Raw genomic sequence first — 18855 nt, 5'->3', positions numbered from 1 at the left:
GTCATCTCCACCCGAGCATCACGCCTCGAGCGTGATCGCCTCGTCGGCCGCGTTCTGGAGGGCGTCGGAGCGACCGTGGGAACCGGGGGCCACCGCGACGGTTTCGATACCGACCGCGCCCGCGTACTCCAGTACTGGTTTGAAATCCGTATCTCGCGAGGCGATCGCGAGTCGGTCGATCGCGCCGTCGCTTGCGAGTGCAGTTGCGTCGACGGCGAGTTTGACGTCGACGTCGCCGCTCGTGATGACGACTTCGAAGCCGCGTGCTTCGGCCGCCTGAATGAGCCCCGGCGTCGCGTGCTCGTCGAGGTAGAGGCGGATGACGCCGACGCGGCCGAGGTCGCGGGCGACGTCTCGGAGGTCGTCCAGGTCGACGTCGAACTCGTCGCGGAACACGTTCGGCCCGTCGACGAACAGCCCGACGCTCGGCTCACCGCCTGTTCCGGCGGATCCGAAATCGGCGAGACGAGCGCGGGCGGAATCGAACATATCTGTGCGATACCCGCCCCGGCGGATATGTGTAGCGAAACGGTCCGGCCGCCGCTGGCAAGCGTGACCCTCCGCGAGCGTCGAAAACTGGACTCGAGTTCATCGCCTCGGGATGCGACACATTAACAGAGACCTTCACACTGACACGCTATATCTCCAACGTTGTTATTGACCGACACGGAAATCCAAAAAATAATTCGGCAAAAACAACTTCGAGTTCGGGAATATTTTACTAATTTCAGTCACTGGTGACTGTTACTGCATGTCACAGGACGACATCCCGACGCCGGATCGCCGATCTATTTTGAAGACGACCGCTCTCGGTGCATTTTTGGGGTCCTCGGGGCTGGCGAGTGCATCCACCGATCGAGAGCCCGATTCGCCGAGGACGGAGTTGTTGGTCGGCGTTTCCGCGGCCGCGCGGGACCCCGAGCGAACGGTCGAGCGGGCGCTTTCCGACGGGACGGTCGTTCACTCGAACGAGGCGCTCGGATACGTTACCGTCACGCTCCCAGAACGGACGCCAGAACGTGCCAAACGGCGGATTCAGGAGAGCCTCGATCGGATCGACGAGATCGAGTACGCCGAGGAAAACGCGACGATCGAAACGCTCTCTCCCCCGAACGACCCCCACTACGGAAGCCAACACGCGCCACAGCAGGTCGGCTGTGAGGGTGCCTGGGAGGAGACGCTCGGGGACGACGACGTCGTCATTTCGATCGTTGATCAGGCCGTCGAACACGACCACGAGAATCTGGCGGCGAACGCCGACGACCGGGTCGGTGAGGTCTTCGTCGGGAACATGCGGAGGCCGTATCCCGCCTCGAGCCGGGAGAACCACGGGACGCTCGTGGCCGGAATCGCGAACGGTGTAACCGACAACGGAACCGGTCACGCCGGCATCAGCAACTGTTCGTTCCTGAGCGCCCGCGCGCTCGACGAGACCGGACGCGGTTCGCTTGCGGACATCGCCGACGCGATCCAGTGGTCCACCGACCAGGGTGTGGACGTGATCAATCTCTCACTCGGCAGTTCGAGCGACTGGCACACGCTCGAGAACGCTTGCGAGTACGCGGTCAGCCGGGGCTGTCTGCTCGTCGCCGGTGCCGGAAACAACGGCGGACGCGTCCTCTATCCCGCGGCGTACGACTCCGTGATCGCCGTCTCGGCGCTCGATTCGAACGGCCGTTTCGCCTCGTACTCCAACCGTGGCTCCGCGATCGAACTCGCCGCGCCCGGGAGTCGCGTCCTCTCGACGGATCTCAACGACAGGTACTCGCGGGCATCGGGAACGTCGATGGCGACGCCCGTCGTCTCCGGCGTCGCCGGCTTGGTCCTGTCCGCATATCCCGACCTGTCGGTTTCCCAACTGCGCGATCACCTGCGCCGGACGGCCACCGACGTCGGTCTCTCGAGTTCCCGGCAGGGACACGGTCGTATCGACGCGAACGCCGCGGTGAACACGGTTCCCGAAGGATACGAGCGTGACGACGAAGACGAATCGAGCGACGAAGGGGAGACCGACGGCGACGACGAACCGGGCGACGAAGACGAATCAGACGGCGACGAAGGGGAGACCGACGACGGCGACGATGAGGAGTCGGCGGGACGTCTCCTGGCGTTCATCACCGAACCCGACGCCAGATCCGCCGGCTACGAGTTCACGGCTGAAGGACCCGTTGAGTTCGCCGAGGCGCCGTACGAGAGTCCATCCGGCCGTCACATCGAGGGTGGGACGTACGTCGCGGAGGACTTCATTGAGGAGGAAGACGGCGTCTGGCACGCGGGCGGCGTCACCGGCGGTGGCTTCGGCGACGCGTTCCGCGTCGACGGCCCCGTTACCTCTGTCGACGTCGAACAGCCCGAGGGAATGTGGATCGAACTCGACGGCGAGGAACGCTCACCCGAAGAAGTCATCGAGGAAACTGGTGGAAACGACGATGACGACGGAGACGACGGAGACGACGGAGACGACGATAACGACCGCGAGGACGGGGACGACGGAGACGACGATAACGACCGCGAGGACGGGGACGACGGAGACGACGATAACGACCGCGAGGACGGGGACGACGGAGACGACGATAACGACCGCGAGGACGGGGACGACGAAGACGAATCGGAGAGTCACTGCGGTGCGGAGACGCGGACCGCTCGAGCCGAGGGAAGCCTGCGACGGCTCTGGTGGGTCGACCGGGACGCCTGGCGGTACGATCTCCGGACGGCCAGCCCCTGTAGCGGAACCGTCACGCTCGAGGGTCCGAGGGACGCTGATTTCGATCTCTACGTGACAACCGACGGGAGCCAGCCCTCTCGGACGAGTTACGACGAATCCTCGACGGGGTCGGGGGCCGACGAAGCGGTCACCGTCGACCTCGAGGGCGACGACCCGATCAGAATTCTCGTCCGAGCCGTCGACGGCGGCGGGGAGTACACGTTGACGATCGAGGAACGCGGGCAATAGGGACGGTTCCCTGCAAACCGCTCGTCTTTCCGACACGTTGGACCGACGCGGCGACAAAAGACATTACTGTACCCGGGGTGTGGAGCCGAGTATGCCGCTTCAGACGCCGCCGTTGCGTGGGATCCACGACGAACGCGGTGCGAAGTTCACCGAGTTCGGCGGCTGGGACATGCCCGTCGAGTTCGATTCGATTCGGACCGAGCACGCGGCCGTCCGCGAGGACGCGGGAATCTTCGACGTCTCGCACATGGGGCAGATTCACGTCACCGGCCCGGACGCGACGGCGTTGATGCAACGGCTCACGACGAACGACGTCACGAGGCTGGACGTCGGCGACGCCCAGTACGCGGCGATCACCGACGAGGAGGGTATCGTCCTCGACGACACCGTGGTCTACCGGTTGCCCGACGAGGACGGTGAGGACACCTACCTGTTCGTTCCGAACGCCGGAACCGACGAGGCGACCCACGAACGCTGGGTGAGCTACCGAAACGAGTGGGATCTCGAGGCGACCGTCGACAACCGAACAGACGAGTACGCCATGTTCGCGGTTCAGGGACCGAACGCCCCCGAACTCGTCGACGCGGTCACAGAGGAGCCGGTGACGGAACTCGGCCGGTTCGAGGCCACGGAAACGGCCGTCGACGGCGTCGACTGCTGGGTGGCTCGCACCGGTTACACCGGCGAGGACGGCTTCGAACTGCTCGTTCCGGAAGGCGAATCTGGGCGCGTCTGGTCGTTGTTCGACTGCCAACCCTGTGGGCTCGGTGCCCGGGATACCCTCCGGATCGAGGCCGGGCTCGTCCTCGCGGGCCAGGAGTTCGATCACGAGTCGAATCCGCGAACCCCCTACGAGATCGGCATCGGCTTCACGGTCGCCCTCGAGACCGAGTTCGTCGGCCGCGACGCCCTCGAGCGGGCGACGGAGGCGGGACTCGAGGAGCAACTGGTCGGCTTCCAGTTGATCGATCGGGGCGTCCCTCGTCACGGCTACGACATCACGAACACCGAGGGTCGCGTCGTCGGAACCGTGACCAGCGGGACGATGAGCCCGTCGTTAGCGCAACCGATCGGGCTGGGCTACGTGCCGACGGAGTACGCAGAGCCAGGAACGACCTTGCAGGTGGTCGTCCGCGGCCAATCGAAAAAGACGCGAGTCGAAATCACACCCTTCATCGAGACAGTATAACAATGACATTCGACGTACCCGAAGACCGACGGTATCTGGAATCGCACGAGTGGGCACACGAAGCGGACGACGTCGTCCGCGTCGGGATCACGGACTTCGCCCAGGACGAACTGGGCGACGTGGTCTTCGTCGAACTCCCCGACGAGGGCGATTCGCTGACACGGGAAACGGAGTTCGGCGTCATCGAGTCGATCAAGGCGGTCTCGGACCTCTATGCGCCCGTCGGCGGCGAGGTCGTCTCCGTCAACGAGGCGCTGTTCGACTCGCCGGAACTCGTCAACGACGACCCATTCGGCGAGGGGTGGATGCTCGAGATCGATCCCGACGACGCGGGCGAACTCGAGGCGTTGCTCTCCGCCGAGGAGTACGAGGACCAGATCGCCTGAGCTCGCGGGACGAGACGGGATGGGCGAACCCGTCGCCGACGTCGGCTTTGCCATCCTGTGGCTGGTCGCGGGCAACTGATCGTCTCGGTCCAGTACCTGCGTGGTCGTTACTCGGTGGGTGTGGAGCGGTTGTAGGCGATCATCACCAGCCCGACCAGGGCGATCGCCCCGGTGGCCCACGCGAGCCAGAGCCGAATGTCGCCGACCGCGTAAACGACCGCAAGCGAGAGCACGTAGACGACGAACAGTCCGAGCGTACGCCGTTCCGTGCGATCCAGCCGGGTCCCGAGCATCGTCGATTTCATCGGTGTCTCGTCGGTTTCGTATCGATTCTCCGTTCCCGGGCGCTCACTCGAGGGTGACCAGACGTTCGAGGACCTCCTCGAGCGGTTCGTTCGTCACCGCAAGCGAGTAGTCGTCGATCCGGGCTAAGTCGCGGGCGTACTCCCACAGCTCTTCTTCTTCGATTCCGTGGAGAATCACGGCGTTGGGCGTCGGGTTCAACACCCTGAGTGCGATGCCGACGCCCTCGCCGCGGGTGACGTTCGTAAAGACGAGGACGCGATTCGTACTCTGGCCGTACAGCCGAAAGAACTCCTCGCTCGAGAGGCGGGTGATCGCCTCGATGCTGTCGATGACGGTGTGGCCGCTGATCCGATCGGTACTGCCGGAGGCGACCTCGCTCGCGCCGATCTCGTCGTACAGCCGGGAGAGGTGGATCGACGTCGCGTACTCGCGGAGATCGAGGACGACGTCGCTTTCGAACCCCGCCGAGAGGACGCGGCCGTACTGGCGGATGCGATCGCCGCCGCGGCGCTCGTCGATCGCGAGCAGGCCGTCGACGAGCCGTTTCACGACGCCGATTCCGGGACTCTCCCGTCGACCGCTCTCGTAGTCGGAGATCACCGACGAGGAGACCTCGAGTTCGGCGGCCAGATCGGTCTGGGAGACGTCGAAGTCGGTCCGCCACTTGCGAAGCGTCGCACCGGGATCGTCGCTGAGTGTGATTTCGCCGGCGATCTTCTCGGCGAGTTCTCGTTTCGGTCCACGTCCGCTCATGATGGAGCGGTTGCGCGGTCGACCCAAGTAGCTACCGAAGCGTTACCAGTCGAACGCCGACGCGACTCGAGCAAACGGTCATACTACCGGACAGAACTCAATATACCGTACGACGCCGGGACAGAACTCAATACGATGCCGGTCGCGAATTCGCGGCCGTTCTGACGCGGAACGGCCGCACGTATGCGACCGGCTTCACGTAGTTCTGTCCGGCAGTATCAAGCCGTCTCGATTCGAGACGGCTGGTATGCCATCGACAGTGGTCCACGTCGCAGTCGCGGGCCTGCTCGGGGTTGCGTTACTGGGTGATCGGTTCGACACGAAGGCGATCCTCGTCGTGATGGGGGCGACGGCGTTGATCGACCTCGATACGGTGATCGGGATCTACGTACCGGGGGCGCATCGGGCGGCGTTACACAACGTCTGGATCGTCGTGGTTCCGGGTGTACTCCTCCTCTGGGACGTCAAATTCCGCGAGGAATCGTACGTGTTGAACCGATGGGGTGCATACGGCTATCGAGTCGCGTGGGTGACCCTCGTCGCGGTGTTGTTCGCACACATTCTGCTCGACGCTTTCTTCAACGGCGTCAACCTCTTCTGGCCGGTCCACGACCGGTTCTACGACCTCTCCGGAAAGCTGATCGTCACCAATCAGCGCGGAATCGTCCAGACGTTCGTCGAGTTCGACTCGAGCACCGGCGGGGTCGCCGAGTCGACGACTCGGGGGACGACCGAGGACATGCACTACTCGACCGGGTTCGACCCCACACGGGACGAGCCACCCGAGGACGTCGAGCGTATCTTCCCCATCGCGGGGACGGGCGAACGGTTCGTCCTCACCGTCGCCGGCATCGGAACCGTGCTCTTCCGGATCGCCGAGGACCTGCGAAACGAGGAGTAGGACGTGGCTCGGCGACAGTCGGACCGACGGTCGGCACCTAACTCGAGATGGCGACTGTGGCGAGAACGATTCCGACGAACAACAGGAGCGATCCGAACACTGTCCACCGATTCTCGTCGACGAACGTTCGGAACCGGCCGGATGCGAACCCCGCGGCCGAGAGCACGGCGACGACCCCGTACAGAAGCGAGAACGCGGGTTCGACCCGGAGAAAGACGACCGCGCACAGGCCCATCGTGACTACGAGCAGGAGCGACCAGAGGCGCCGAACGCCGTCTCGACCGACGAACGCCACGCGGTTGGCCGTGGATTTGCTCACCATCGGTTCGATAACGCGTTCGGCTCGCTCGCGTATCAACGTTCCGACCGGACTCGATCGAACGCAAGCGATGAGTTCGAACCGACTCGAGCGTACCGACGCTCAAGGGCGTCGCTAACGGGGCGTTCGACGGAATGGAAAACGGCCGATGGCGCGTGAGCGCGTCGGCCGAGGGGTACAATGGAGCGTTTCGTGCGGACGACGACGGCAGTAGGCCGTTGGGCCGTCGACAGGGGGCCGCCGGCCGTCCGCGAGTCGATACTCGTACGGAATGCTGTAACGATCTCCCGGCGCGACCGCAGGACGGGGCGCGGCGGAACTGACTTACAACAATCCCTATTAGGCGTTGTTCATCCGCTGGCTCTCGCGGTTCCCACACCGCTGGCACTCTCGAACGCGGTAAGGTTCGCGGGAGTACCGCGCGTTTTCCCCCTCACCGCCTTCGGTTATGAGCTGGACCGTCACTTCGTGTAACGTATCCATCTCGCACACTTCACATGGTTCGGTCATCCCGTTTGAGACGCCATCAGTCGTTGCCATATCTACGTATTACACCTACCCACCATATATCACCGTCAGTGACTTCGTCGGCGGATAATGGATATATAAAGGTATTTTCTCGATTTGAAAACGCCAGACTCGTTGAGATGTTCGCCGACGGGAAGCGGCATTCGGGTAGGTCTGTTGGATAGCCGTATCCACGACGCAGATTGAATCAGAAACCGTCAACGAAATCGCAAGACGGGGCGATTATTTCACCAACCCGGAAAACCTTTTGCATGAGGATTCCAGTATCAAATATACATGGTGGATGAAACTCCCATCGAAGAGGTCCTCAATACGATCGGGGACGAGCACGCGCGCACCGTGCTCGCCTCGATCAGCCGCGAACCTGGCTCCGCAAAGGAGCTGGCCGATCGGCTCGACCTCTCTCAACCCACGATCTATCGACGTCTCGACGTTCTCCAGGAACACGATCTCGTCAAGGAACGAACGCTCGTCGCAGACGACGGGAACCACTACAAGGAGTACCGGTGTAACTTCGACAGTACGGTGATATCCCTCGAAGACGACGAGTACGACGTCCGTATCTTTCGAAAGGAGAACCTCCCGGATCGATTTACCCAGCTCTGGGACGAACTTGGTGTTAAGTAGGGGCGATGCGAACGTTGCCGAACGGGTGTCAGTATGAATGAATTGATAGAAGTCCTGTTGATGCTGATGCAGATGGTCGTCTTCGCTCTCGCCCTCGGGCTGACTCTCATCAGTTTTCAATCGTATCGACGGAACCAATCGAAGCGACTCGAGTCGGCGTTCATCGGCTTCGCGTTTCTCAGTATGGGCGTCGGGCTGACGACGATCGTCTCGCAGTTGTCCGAACCGCTGACGGCGTTTCACATCGCCGAAACGGTTCCCTTCATCGTCGGATTCGGGATGCTCTACCTCTCGCTCTACCGGTGACGCCGCCCCCGGCTCGACCGCTATCCGCGCCGTCTCGCCGCCAAACGTCTCCGCTCGAGTAGCCGTCGAACGCGACGGTCCGTACGCGGACGACCCCGCGCCCTACGTGATTACTCCCGATCCGACGCCGCCTCACTCCGAGCACGGAGGCGCTCGATTCGGGTCGAAAACGCCGGAGCGGTCGAAAGCCAGTTTCGACCGGGATTTCCCTCGAGGTCGAATCCCGCCGCGTCGGCCGCGCGTTCGAACGCCGTGGCGAGTCCCTCGGCGCCGACGCGTTCCGCGGCGCGGTCGTCGGCGGCCAACCGAAGACGGCGTATCGCCCACAATCCGCCCAGGACGAAGACCGCGGAAATCGCCAGACCGACGGGAACCGGCAGATCGCCGGTCACCGTCGCGACGGCTGGCACCGTCACGGCCACGAGCACTGCCACGACGGCGAGGGGGTGGTAGTAGGCCGCCTGCGCGCGCCGCGTCGTCACCATCGCACACACCGTCTCGTCGTCTACGGCTTCGAGCGCACCGCTCGAGACGAACAGCGTCCGTCCGCCCGGTGCACCCAGCAGTCGAACTGAGACGTACTCGTCACCGCCCTCGAGAATGCGGACGCTCCGCGGGTGGAACTCGGCGGCTCCGAGCACCCGCTTGAGACGTTCGCGTTCCGCGTCGGTCGGCGCGCGAGTGCTGGAACTCACCACGAGCAGGAACGGACCGAGAACCCAGAGGCCGACGCCGACCGCCGCGACGACGCCGCCGATCGCGAGAGGGCCGGCCCGGATCGCCGGCTCGAGTGCGGCGACCAGCAAGAGAACGAGAAGAAACAGCACCGAGAGGTATCGCGCGTACTGTCGTCGGACGGTCGCGGGCTCGCCGACGCCGGGTAGGTCTGGCCGAGGACGGGCGAATCCGGTGATCGCCGCGGCACCGACGACGCCGGCGGTCACGCCGCCAGCGACAGCAGCGACGACCGCCGCGACGACCGCGGATTCCGGCGAGATCACGGACTCGACGTCCGCACTCGCCCCGACGACGAGCCAGATGACGAGGCCGGCGACGAACGCCGACCCTAACGTGACGACGTTGGCCGCTCGAGCGGCGGACTCGTCGGTCCAGCCTCGGGCGAGTCGACCCGAGAGATGGCCGACGACGGCGGCGATACCCGCGGCGATTCCGACACCGACCGCGAGCACGATCCAGAGGGCGATGGTAAGCGGGAGGGACATATCCGGACGGTGGAAACTGTGGAAATATATGTATTTTGCTCGAGCGGTCCGCACGGACGTTCACCGACACCGTGTCCAGTCTTCGACCCACGTTCGTCGGAACTCGTTGTTTTGTGACCTCGCGTCGTACGATCCACTCGTGGCTACCGAGGCGCTCGAGGAGGCCGGACGGTCAGCAATCGAAGCCGACGGTGGCGATGGCGTAATCCGCTCGAGCGACGAGACGTATTCAGACGTCACGTCCTATCTGGACCTGAAGGGAATCGATGCCGAGTGACGCTCCGCAACCACTAAACGCGCCTTTCACCTCCCACCGACAATGAGTGACTGGACCGAGAAGTCGAGCAAATACGATGTGGATTCGATGTACTGAGAACGTCGAATATGCACCGTCGGTCGAGTGGACTACAGAGACAGGCTCCGACAAGTGGACGATGAATGGGCATCTCCATATATCGGGGAATGCTTTTACTCTTGCCCACCATACATCGAAGTATGTCAGACGTAGCGCTTGACGACCGCGGTCGTCTCACGCTCCCGAAGGAGGTTCGAGAGCGATACGGGGACCGATATCACGTCGTTCAGCTTCCCGACGGTGTCAAACTGGTTCCGGTCGCCGACGACCCGCTCGAGGCACTCAGGGACGAGTTCGCGGACGTCGAGAAGTCGGCTGACGAACTTCGTGAAGAAGCACGTAAAGCGGCGCTTGACGAGGCCGGACGATAAATGTATGCTGAAACCGATTTTCTTCTCGCACTGATTAAAGGTGATGACTGGCTTGGTGAGGCCGCCGAGTCGGTGTACCGGGACCACCGTGAGGAGTTGTGGACCTCACAGTTCACGCTCATCGAACTCCTGATGGTTGCCTACCGGGAGGACCGTGATACCGAACGCGTCGTTTCGAACGCGGCCAGTCTCGTCGAAGTACGCGGTGACGTAGAAACCGTCATAACAGCGGCGACGTACGTGGAAGACCACGGATTCACACCGTTCGACGCACTTCACCTCGTCGAATCCAACGGCGATACTATCGTCTCGAGTGACGATACGTATGCAAACGTTACGTCTCGTCTCGACCTGAAGACAGTCGCCGAGGAGTAACGCTCCGCAACCACTAAACGCGCCTTTCACCTACCACCGACAATGAGTGACTGGACCGAGACGTACCGGCCGACGACGCTGTCGGAGGTCCGGGGGAACAACAAGGCCCGCGACAAACTCGAGGAGTGGGCGAAGACGTGGGACGACCATCGGGAGGCGGTGATCGTCCACGGGAGTCCCGGGATCGGGAAGACCTCCGCCGCGCACGCGCTCGCGAACGACATGGGCTGGCCGGTGATGGAACTCAACGCCAGCGACAGCCGCGGGGCCGACGTGATCGAACGGGTCGCCGGCGAGGCCGCAAAGAGCGGAACGCTCACCGGCGGCGGGTCGGGGCGTCGACTCGTCATCTTAGACGAGGCCGACAACTTCCACGGCAACGCCGACTACGGCGGCTCTCGAGAGGTTACCCGCGTCGTCAAGGAGGCCAACCAGCCGGTCGTCCTCGTGGCCAACGAGTTCTACGATATGAGCCAATCACTTCGCAAGGCCTGCGAGACGATCGAGTTTCGAGACGTCTCGAAGCGCTCGATCGTCCCCGTGTTGCGAGACATCTGCCGCCGTGAGGGCGTCGAGTACGAGGAGGATGCCTTAGAGAAGATCGCGGAGTCGACCAGCGGCGATCTCCGGTCGGCGGTCAACGACCTGCAGGCGGTCGCAGAGCAAGCCGAGCGGTTGACCGTCGACGACGTCGTGACGGGCCAGCGCGACCGGACCGAGGGGATCTTCGACTTCCTCGATGCGCTCATCAAGGAAGAAGACGCCGAGGGGGCACTGCGGGCGTCGTACGACGTCGACGAGACGCCCGACGAGTTGCTCAACTGGATCGAAGACAACGTTCCGAAAGACTACGCGGGCGAAGAACTCGCCGACGCCTACGGTTACCTCTCGAACGCCGACCGCTGGCTCGGTCGGGTTCGGGCGACCCAGGACTACTCGTTCTGGCGGTACGCGACGGACAACATGACCGCGGGTGTCGCCGCTTCCCGTCGCGAGGAGAAAGGCGGCTGGACTCGCTACGGGCCGCCGAGTTACTGGTCGAAACTCGGGCGCACGAAGGGGACGCGAAACACCCGCGACGCGATCGCCGAACGCATCGCCGAGCGCGAGGGGACGAGCGTGGCGACCGCGCGACGGGAAGTCCTCCCGTACCTCTCGGCGATGACTCACCACTGCCGAAACCGCGAGCTCACCACTCGGATGGCCGCGATCTACGAGCTAGACGAGTCGGAGGTCTCGTTCGTCACCGGCAGTGGGAAAAACACCAACAAGGTCCAGTCGATCGTCGCGGACGCCGAAGAGCAACTCGAGGAGGAGGCGGTCGAACACTCCGGTTCCGCGTTTTTCGACGCGGGCGATGACGGCGCCAACCAGGTCGACGACGCCGACCCGGAGGACGGCTCCGGGACCGAGGACGCGGAGCCGAACGGGCAGGCGACGCTCACGTCGACGGCTGACGACGACGATACGTCGGAGACGGACGTCGAGCCGGCGTCGGACGAAACGGCCGGCGAGGACGAAACGGACCAACGCGATGAGGCCGACGAGACCGGCGACGGACAGTCCGGCCTGAACGACTTTTTCTAATTCGTTCGCCGGGGAACTCGAGTGAGAGGGTCCGTCATCTCTCGGTGTCGGCTCTGCCGTGGTGATCCGTAATACGGTTTGCTGTCCCGGTGTCCCCGCCCCAACCGCGACGACAAGCGGTTGGGCCGGATGGTCGGGACAGCGGGACAGCACTCCACACGCTCGTTCGGAGACGTCCATATTGCAGTTGGCACAAGCTATATCTCCACCCGGACGGGTGGCTGAACTATGGCCAGAAAATCCTATCAGGAGAAGCTCGCGGAACTCCGCGAGGATATCCTTTACATGAGCGAGGTCGTGATGGAACGACTTCGCATGGGGCTCGACGCCTTAGAACAGAAAGACGGGGATCTCGCCCACGAGGTGATCACCGGCGACGGCGAGATCAACCGAATGTACCTCGACCTCGAGCAGGACTGTATCGAACTGCTCGCACTCCAACAGCCCGTCGCTTCCGATCTTCGGTTCATCGCCGCCTCGTTCAAGATCATCACCGACTTAGAACGGATCGGCGACCTCGCTGTCAACCTCGGCGAGTACACCCTGGAAGCCGAACACGACCTCTTTCCGGACGTCGACGTCCAGGAGATGGGGACGTTGACGCTCGCGATGGTCGACGACGCGATGCAGGCCTACGACACCGAGGACGTCGAGGCTTGCCGGGAACTCGCCGCCCGCGACGACGATCTCGATCACTTCGCCGAACGTGCGAGCGAGATCGTCGTCCGGGACCTGATCGAGCGCGAACTCGAGTCGCCCGACGAGGTCGAACGCCTGCTCCAGGACGTCTCACGACTCCTGCTTACGATCCGGGATCTCGAGCGCGTCGGCGATCACGCGGTCAACATCGCCGCGCGGACGCTCTACATGGTCGAGAACGACGACGAACTGATCTACTGATCTTCTCTCCCGACCGGTTCGCGGGGCGTCTACTCGAATCGAGACAGGCGTACCCGACCGCTCGTATCGACTTCGACGGCGTGGCTGGCGTACGTGAACGTGATCGTTCCAGCGGAGCGGTCGCTCGTCGGCGTGGATTCGAACAGCCCGTCGAGTGCGGCGGGATCGATCGAGTCGTACAGGGGTCCGAACTCACTGGCGACGGCAATCGGGTCGTCGAGTCCCGTTTTCTCGGCGACCGCAATGGTGATGGTTTCGCTGAGCGGTCGATCCGGCTCACCATGGTGGACGAACGGCTCGGTGTCGTGGTCCGTCGCTCCGGTGGTCGGGTGCTGGTCCGAGGTGCGCTGGTTTGTGTTCATACTTATCGAACGCCGCTGACGCCGGAAAGGAACCACATTGAGTGGTCAACGGCTTAAGTGGGGTCGTCTCTCAGCGCACGCTCGAGGACCGACGCCTGGCCGCGACGGAGGCGTGCAGACAGCGCCTGCGAGGATACCTCGAGATCGGTGGCCAGTTCCGACAGCGTCGTCTCGCGCGGAACGTCGAAGTAGCCCGCTTCGAGGGCGAGACGGAGCGCTTCGTGTTGGGGGTCCGTGAGCCCGTAACGTCCGGCCTCGACGTTCTGTTCCCGGTAGAGGCGGCGAACCTGGAACCCGACGCCTTTCTCGAGACAGCGCTCGCGATAGGCGGAGAGCGCTTCCCGGGACGGGACGCGTGCACGAACGACCGTCTCGGCGGAGATGACGATCTCGAGGACCGAGACGTCGTACTCGGCGGCGACGGGGTAGGTCAGTCGCTCCGTCGCCTGCTCCGTGAGGACGACGCTGTACAGCTGTCGGTCCAGCGCCTCCTCGATACCGGTAAACTCCCGAACGGTCGGGTCATCCGCGAGCGCGGACTCGAACCGGTCGAACTCCGATCCGAACGCACAGAACAGAAGTTTGGAATCGCCGGACTCGGTTTCGTACACCTCCTCGAGTCGAATGCGGTCGATCGCGTCCGAGGCGATCCGGAGGATCGGCGTGTCCAGTTCGAACTCGACGATGAGGGTCACGGGTTCGATACCCTATCCAGTCCCCTGACTGTTTCCCCTAACGATTATCGAGTCGCTCCTCCGTTTCGAGGGAGGTGCCGATCGGCCAGTAGAACACATCACACAAATCGCCGAAATCAGCAATTTGCCGGTTTTCGTCAGCGACACTTCGTTTCTCGCCGGTGATCGGAACAGACGATGGGTATCGTAGATCGATTGCGTGGTTGCCATCTGAGTCACGAATCAACGACCGAATACGACTCACAGCCTGATTGCTCGAAATAGTTCGAAATAGTGAAAATCAAGTAATGTGAATAGAATTTGCATCGTCTCTCGAAATGGGTCGTACGATGAACCCAGAGAACACTCGATCAAAACGGACTGTAGACCGACGAACGGCCCTCAAAACGACTGGTGTTGCCGTGTTCGGAATCGCCGGTTTCTCGAGTAGCGGTGCTGCCGAATCGGGAACGGCCGCTCCCGAGGCTGTGACCGTTTCTGATAGTGCCTCGGCAGAGAGATTTCTCGAACGACTGTACAGAACTGCTCAGAATGCCGAGCAGGTGCATAACGCCTACGAACGGCTTTCGGACGACGAGTTCGACCTCGTCATGGAGGTCCTTCGTGAACCGCTCGTGACCGACACGTCGTTGGAGGAGGTCATCGAGAAGCGCGAAGAACTGTACAACTCCGACGAGATTACGGCATCCGATTGGGAGAATGTTACGCTCTCCGATTGGGAAAAAGTAAGCGGTGGCGATGATTATCATCGGGACATTGGTGATTACACAGTTCATGAGACCGAACACACTCTTGAGTTCGAGTATAATGGCAGTGGTATTAGAAATGAGGACAACGATTCATCAGGTACTGCCCCGGCACCCGCATGGTATCACGAAGGGCTTCGATCCAGTCACCTCAACGTATTAGGTGACGAGGTGGTCTCAAGTCGTGTTCACGAGTACAGGCACGAACCCGGTGTCGAAGTCAGAAGAGAAGCGACTGTAATCGACCTTCGTGGCCACGCTGACGGAACTATCGAAACTGTTAATAAACAGATTATAGAATTGTAACGACCATCCGACATGCTTTTATGTAATTGAAGTCGGAGATTTTTATATATGTGTTAATGAACGCTCAGAAAACCTTACTCCGATATGAGGCGATACCCTTGGTGACGAGTAAGCGAGCATGGTTGTTCGCCGTCGCTCTCGTCGGAGAATATTATTTGATACTATATCTCACACCAAGTGGGAGACACAATATAATCCAGTCCCAACTCGGAGCAGCATACGTTGTCACCTATCTGCACGGCGCGGGTCTAGTTGTCGCAATCGGCACGATACTCTTGAGCTACCGGGCGATTGCAGAGAAACGGCTCAATGGGCAACTCGTAACGACGGCTGCCATGCCGCTCACTCGGGGTGAGCTATTTGCCGGGAAGATCGTCGGCCGAACGGTCGGCATTGCGACGCTCGTCGCGTCGGCGTCCATCGTCGTATTTGTCGTCGAATCGCTACGATACGGGGGATTCGCTATCTCCAGCTTTCTCGTTACCCTCTCTCTGGTTGTACTGTACGTGTTCACGCTCGTTACAATTTCCATCTCCGTTTCGGCGGTGATTGTACACCCGAGGCGGGTAATTGCAGTGCTTCTGGGCGTTTATTTTCTCCTGTTGGATTTTTTCTGGCACGAGGGTCTCGCAATTCGTCTCTATACGTTCTTGTCGGGACGTTCGGTGGTTCCAACTGATCCACCAGCGTCCGGCCCACTGTTCGGAATTCACCGAGCGACACCAACCGGTGCGACGAATACGCTGATCAACTGGTCACTAGGGACCGCGAACTCGGATGGGTTTCCGAATTCGGCACTCTATGAGGCACAGTCAAGCGGTTCCATTTGGTATGTGTTCGTCGTCGACAACACATTCGAGGGCCAGCACGTTCCCTGGTACCTCCACGAGTCGTTTGCACTGGTCATTCTGGCGGCGTGGATCGTCGTTCCGGGAGTGATTGGATACGTCTTCTTCGCTCGGAGGGATCTCACGTGAAATTGACCGTTACCGAACATCTCCTGCGAGTCGAACGTCCGAACTGGCTTCCGTTGGCTCGTCGCGAAGCGAACCTTCTCGCTCGGTCGTGGGGCACGTGGCTCTTCGGACTGTTGATCGTCCTCTTTCACAGTTGGGCGACCGGCCAATCGGAGACGGTAACGTCCGCACTCGGTCCCACGGAAGTCGTCGCAGACCTCCAGACGGCCGTATCGCTCGTATTACCGTACGCCGCGGTTTTTACGTGCTACCGATCGGTCGTCGGACAGCGGGAAACGGGGAGCATCGCGTTTACCGCTGGAATGCCTCTGGAACGTCGGGACGTTCTCGTTGGAACGATCGTCGGTCGGTCAATAGGTCTCGGGCTAGCGTGTACGGCCGCCATCGTAGTCGTCTGGATCGTCGGGACGATTCGGTTCGATTTCGTTCCGGTTCTCCCGATGAGTGGCATGTGGGCAATTTCGATGGTGTATGTGTTCGTAACGGTCGCGTTGGTCGTCTCTCTGTCGGCGGCAGTCCGGACGACCACGACGGCGGTCGGCATCGGATTTGTATACGCGCTTTTCCTCTGTCAACTCTGGTCAGGTATGGTCTGGAACCTCGCATACGCTGCCGTCAGTGGACTCCCGTTCGTTTCCGCGTCGGATCCTGTCCCCGCACTTCTGATCCAGCGATCCACTCCTGATGGAAGTTACAACCTCCTGACGAACTGGGCACTCGGGCTGGAAAACTCCGCCGAGTCCTACGTTTATCTCGTCGAGGGGGGAACCCATTTGAGCCAGCCTCTTGCTGTCGAGACGACTGTCGGCTCCGATGCGCCATTCTATCTCAGTGAATGGGGTGGCGTCGTCATCTGGATTTCGTGGACGGTGGTGATGTTCACCATCGCAACGTATCGCTTCGAACGAACGGACCTCACGCGATAGTACAGCGAACGATCGAAGAACACGACCACTGCCAGCATGACTGCAATCGAAATCCACGAGCTCACGAAACGGTACGGAACGACGACTGCCCTCGACGCATTGACACTCAGCGTCGCTGACGGCGAAGTCTACGGCTTTCTCGGACCGAACGGGGCCGGCAAGTCGACCACGATCGACGTTCTGATGGACTTCGTACGTCCGACCAGCGGCGACGTACGCGTCCTTGGTTTCGATCCACGGGACGACGTCGTTGAGGTCCACCGACGCGTTGGAATACTCCCGGATCGATTTCAGGTGTACGATCGGTTGACCGGTCGCGCCCATCTCGAGTACGTTATCGACTCGAAATCCGCCGACGACGACCCGGCCACGCTTCTCGAGCGGGTCGGACTCGCGGATGCTGGCGATCAGCGAGCGAGCGATTACTCGCGAGGAATGCAACAGCGTCTCGCGCTGGCGATGGCACTGGTCGGTGAGCCCGACCTCTTGATCCTCGACGAACCGTTTTCGGGACTCGATCCTCACGGTGCTCGACGGATTCGAGAGATCGTTTACGAGGAAAACGAACGTGGTGCTACCGTGTTCTTCTCGAGTCACGTTCTCGGCCAGGTCGAGTTCGTCTGTGACCGGATCGGCATCCTCGACGAGGGGCGACTACTCGCGGAAGGGACGATCGATGGGCTCCGCGAGCGGGCGGGCGTTCAATCGACGCTTCGTTTCCCACTCTCTCCAACAGAGATTGACGATTCACGCCTCGACCGGCTTGCGGAGATCGACGGGGTTACTGCGGTGGACTCCGCTAGGGACCAAATTTCGGTTCGTACGGACTCACCCGAGGCTCGTCTTCCCGTCGTTCAACACCTCGCTTCCTCGAGCGACGTCGACCGTTTCTCGATCCGAGAGCCGTCCGTCGAAGACATTTTCGTCTCGTACACCGACGCTCAGTAATCGGCGTCGACGCTGTCGGTAGCAACCCTGTCGTCTACTGAAAATCGACCTGCGTTCGCTTTGTGTTTCTGCAGTTGGATACGTGCCCACTCTTGGGCATCAGGTGTTTCGTTTCGGATCATACCAAGTGGCGCCCCTTCATCCGTAAAGACCGAAACGAAAACATCCGTCTCATCGATCAACAACAGATTGAACGGTAATTCCCTATCGATCGTATAGAGGGAGATGTCCTCCCGACGGGCACTGTCAGTGAGTTGGTCGGAGTAGTGTTCGTGAAGAGTCGTACAGAGGCCGGAATCAATGATGACCTCGATGGTTGTGCCGTTCTCAAGTATCTGTGAGCAAACCAGATCCACGAAGGACGGCAAAGCGACGGTCAGCATTCCACGAATAGTATCTGCCTGTGTGATTCGTGATTCGAGCGCCTTGTAGGATCTGTGTGGACCATCGCTACGATTCAGATACACGTTTGCGTCCTCAATAACGAGCATCTCGATCGAAATATCTGCAGAGAGTGACTCGAATAGCGGAGTGGCCCGCTGCAAACTGTCGAATTTCGCATCCACGTCGTGATAAAGTTCCATCGCAAGTCGGCCCAACAATGTCGGCCGACAATCGGTGCCCTGGCGGAGGACCAATCCCTCCTCTTCGAGTTCTCGAATAGCACGGTCAAGTGTCGGACGGGAAACCGAAACGGATGCTGCTAACTCTCGTTTTTCGGTCGTTCCATCACAGATCAGCGCCATGATAGACGATCGTTTCGAAATGGTCGGTAACAAGCAGTCGCTATTGGAGGGCATCGGAGAAGTGTTTAAT

At 61.4% G+C, this 18855-nt stretch carries 24 protein-coding genes; 15 read left to right on the top strand and 9 right to left on the bottom strand.

The features are described 5' to 3' along the window. Nucleotides 1-18: 18 nt before the first annotated feature. Nucleotides 19-489 carry an NYN domain-containing protein gene (locus AB7C87_RS03910; protein WP_369728084.1) on the bottom strand — a complete coding sequence of 157 codons (471 nt, stop codon included), beginning with the start codon at nucleotides 487-489 and terminating at the stop codon, nucleotides 19-21. Nucleotides 490-751: 262 nt separating this feature from the next. On the opposite strand from AB7C87_RS03910, the gene AB7C87_RS03905 reads away from it, so the two are divergent. The 3 genes from AB7C87_RS03905 to gcvH all read left to right on the top strand — a co-directional run bounded on the left by AB7C87_RS03905 (nucleotide 752) and on the right by gcvH (nucleotide 4528). After that, nucleotides 752-2953: a S8 family peptidase gene (locus AB7C87_RS03905; RefSeq protein WP_369728083.1), complete on the top strand. Its 2202-nt coding sequence runs from the start codon at nucleotides 752-754 to the stop codon at nucleotides 2951-2953. Between the two features lie 91 nt (nucleotides 2954-3044). Further along, nucleotides 3045-4142 (top strand): glycine cleavage system aminomethyltransferase GcvT, encoded by a 1098-nt coding sequence (gene gcvT / locus AB7C87_RS03900; protein WP_369728082.1) that lies wholly within the window; start codon nucleotides 3045-3047, stop codon nucleotides 4140-4142. 2 nt (nucleotides 4143-4144) lie between these two features. Continuing rightward, entirely contained in the window at nucleotides 4145-4528 is a 384-nt protein-coding gene (gcvH, locus tag AB7C87_RS03895) for a glycine cleavage system protein GcvH (RefSeq protein WP_369728081.1), read from the top strand. Nucleotides 4529-4635: 107 nt separating this feature from the next. Here gcvH and AB7C87_RS03890 read toward each other — a convergent pair whose 3' ends face one another. Continuing rightward, on the bottom strand, nucleotides 4636-4833 hold the full coding sequence (locus tag AB7C87_RS03890) for a hypothetical protein (RefSeq protein WP_369728080.1): 198 nt from the start codon (nucleotides 4831-4833) through the stop codon (nucleotides 4636-4638). 43 nt (nucleotides 4834-4876) lie between these two features. Continuing rightward, nucleotides 4877-5587, bottom strand: coding sequence for a helix-turn-helix domain-containing protein (locus AB7C87_RS03885; protein ID WP_369728079.1), 711 nt, complete (start codon nucleotides 5585-5587; stop codon nucleotides 4877-4879). Between the two features lie 247 nt (nucleotides 5588-5834). On the opposite strand from AB7C87_RS03885, the gene AB7C87_RS03880 reads away from it, so the two are divergent. Beyond that, nucleotides 5835-6488 (top strand): metal-dependent hydrolase, encoded by a 654-nt coding sequence (locus AB7C87_RS03880; RefSeq protein WP_369728078.1) that lies wholly within the window; start codon nucleotides 5835-5837, stop codon nucleotides 6486-6488. A 37-nt stretch (nucleotides 6489-6525) separates the two neighbouring features. On the opposite strand, the gene AB7C87_RS03875 is transcribed toward AB7C87_RS03880, so the two are convergent. Together AB7C87_RS03875 and AB7C87_RS03870 are read right to left on the bottom strand one after the other, a co-directional pair. Next, nucleotides 6526-6810, bottom strand: a complete 285-nt coding sequence (locus AB7C87_RS03875) for a hypothetical protein (protein WP_369728077.1) — start codon at nucleotides 6808-6810, stop codon at nucleotides 6526-6528. Nucleotides 6811-7146: 336 nt separating this feature from the next. After that, nucleotides 7147-7347 (bottom strand): DUF7835 family putative zinc beta-ribbon protein, encoded by a 201-nt coding sequence (locus AB7C87_RS03870; protein ID WP_369728076.1) that lies wholly within the window; start codon nucleotides 7345-7347, stop codon nucleotides 7147-7149. Nucleotides 7348-7611: 264 nt separating this feature from the next. On the opposite strand from AB7C87_RS03870, the gene AB7C87_RS03865 reads away from it, so the two are divergent. After that, nucleotides 7612-7962, top strand: a complete 351-nt coding sequence (locus AB7C87_RS03865; RefSeq protein ID WP_369728075.1) for an ArsR/SmtB family transcription factor — start codon at nucleotides 7612-7614, stop codon at nucleotides 7960-7962. A 33-nt stretch (nucleotides 7963-7995) separates the two neighbouring features. Continuing rightward, complete coding sequence (locus AB7C87_RS03860) at nucleotides 7996-8268, top strand: DUF7521 family protein (RefSeq protein WP_369728074.1); 273 nt, start codon at nucleotides 7996-7998, stop codon at nucleotides 8266-8268. Between the two features lie 110 nt (nucleotides 8269-8378). On the opposite strand, the gene AB7C87_RS03855 is transcribed toward AB7C87_RS03860, so the two are convergent. Then, nucleotides 8379-9491, bottom strand: coding sequence for a peptidase (locus AB7C87_RS03855; protein WP_369728073.1), 1113 nt, complete (start codon nucleotides 9489-9491; stop codon nucleotides 8379-8381). Between the two features lie 139 nt (nucleotides 9492-9630). Between AB7C87_RS03855 and AB7C87_RS03850 the strand changes: the two genes are divergently transcribed. The 5 genes from AB7C87_RS03850 to phoU all read left to right on the top strand — a co-directional run bounded on the left by AB7C87_RS03850 (nucleotide 9631) and on the right by phoU (nucleotide 13079). Beyond that, nucleotides 9631-9768, top strand: coding sequence for a hypothetical protein (locus tag AB7C87_RS03850; protein ID WP_369728072.1), 138 nt, complete (start codon nucleotides 9631-9633; stop codon nucleotides 9766-9768). Nucleotides 9769-9986: 218 nt separating this feature from the next. Beyond that, nucleotides 9987-10217, top strand: a complete 231-nt coding sequence (locus tag AB7C87_RS03845) for an AbrB/MazE/SpoVT family DNA-binding domain-containing protein (RefSeq protein ID WP_369728071.1) — start codon at nucleotides 9987-9989, stop codon at nucleotides 10215-10217. Beyond that, nucleotides 10218-10592 (top strand): type II toxin-antitoxin system VapC family toxin, encoded by a 375-nt coding sequence (locus tag AB7C87_RS03840; protein WP_369728070.1) that lies wholly within the window; start codon nucleotides 10218-10220, stop codon nucleotides 10590-10592. 42 nt (nucleotides 10593-10634) lie between these two features. Further along, nucleotides 10635-12179, top strand: a complete 1545-nt coding sequence (locus AB7C87_RS03835; RefSeq protein WP_369728069.1) for a replication factor C large subunit — start codon at nucleotides 10635-10637, stop codon at nucleotides 12177-12179. Nucleotides 12180-12407: 228 nt separating this feature from the next. Next, complete coding sequence (phoU, locus tag AB7C87_RS03830; protein WP_369728068.1) at nucleotides 12408-13079, top strand: phosphate signaling complex protein PhoU; 672 nt, start codon at nucleotides 12408-12410, stop codon at nucleotides 13077-13079. Nucleotides 13080-13108: 29 nt separating this feature from the next. Here phoU and AB7C87_RS03825 read toward each other — a convergent pair whose 3' ends face one another. Continuing rightward, the gene (locus AB7C87_RS03825) at nucleotides 13109-13441 is read right to left on the bottom strand and encodes a HalOD1 output domain-containing protein (protein ID WP_369728067.1); all 333 of its coding nucleotides are present in this window, start codon (nucleotides 13439-13441) and stop codon (nucleotides 13109-13111) included. Between the two features lie 53 nt (nucleotides 13442-13494). Continuing rightward, on the bottom strand, nucleotides 13495-14136 hold the full coding sequence (locus tag AB7C87_RS03820) for a helix-turn-helix domain-containing protein (RefSeq protein ID WP_369728066.1): 642 nt from the start codon (nucleotides 14134-14136) through the stop codon (nucleotides 13495-13497). 329 nt (nucleotides 14137-14465) lie between these two features. On the opposite strand from AB7C87_RS03820, the gene AB7C87_RS03815 reads away from it, so the two are divergent. The 4 genes from AB7C87_RS03815 to AB7C87_RS03800 are packed head-to-tail and all read left to right on the top strand — an operon-like array spanning nucleotide 14466 to nucleotide 18039. Then, nucleotides 14466-15188 carry a hypothetical protein gene (locus tag AB7C87_RS03815; RefSeq protein ID WP_369728065.1) on the top strand — a complete coding sequence of 241 codons (723 nt, stop codon included), beginning with the start codon at nucleotides 14466-14468 and terminating at the stop codon, nucleotides 15186-15188. Nucleotides 15189-15244: 56 nt separating this feature from the next. Next, complete coding sequence (locus AB7C87_RS03810; protein ID WP_369728064.1) at nucleotides 15245-16165, top strand: ABC transporter permease; 921 nt, start codon at nucleotides 15245-15247, stop codon at nucleotides 16163-16165. Continuing rightward, entirely contained in the window at nucleotides 16162-17091 is a 930-nt protein-coding gene (locus AB7C87_RS03805; RefSeq protein WP_369728063.1) for an ABC transporter permease, read from the top strand. The genes AB7C87_RS03810 and AB7C87_RS03805 overlap by 4 nt, the downstream gene beginning before the upstream one ends. Before the next feature lie 36 nt (nucleotides 17092-17127). After that, nucleotides 17128-18039: an ABC transporter ATP-binding protein gene (locus tag AB7C87_RS03800; protein ID WP_369728062.1), complete on the top strand. Its 912-nt coding sequence runs from the start codon at nucleotides 17128-17130 to the stop codon at nucleotides 18037-18039. Here AB7C87_RS03800 and AB7C87_RS03795 read toward each other — a convergent pair. Beyond that, nucleotides 18033-18839 carry a helix-turn-helix transcriptional regulator gene (locus AB7C87_RS03795; protein WP_369728061.1) on the bottom strand — a complete coding sequence of 269 codons (807 nt, stop codon included), beginning with the start codon at nucleotides 18837-18839 and terminating at the stop codon, nucleotides 18033-18035. The genes AB7C87_RS03800 and AB7C87_RS03795 overlap by 7 nt on opposite strands. Nucleotides 18840-18855 lie beyond the last annotated feature (16 nt).

It is taken from the genome of Natrarchaeobius versutus, assembly GCF_041205745.1.
In the GTDB taxonomy this organism is placed as follows: Archaea; Halobacteriota; Halobacteria; order Halobacteriales; family Natrialbaceae; genus Natrarchaeobius; species Natrarchaeobius versutus.
This window is presented reverse-complemented; position numbering and strand designations above follow the sequence as displayed.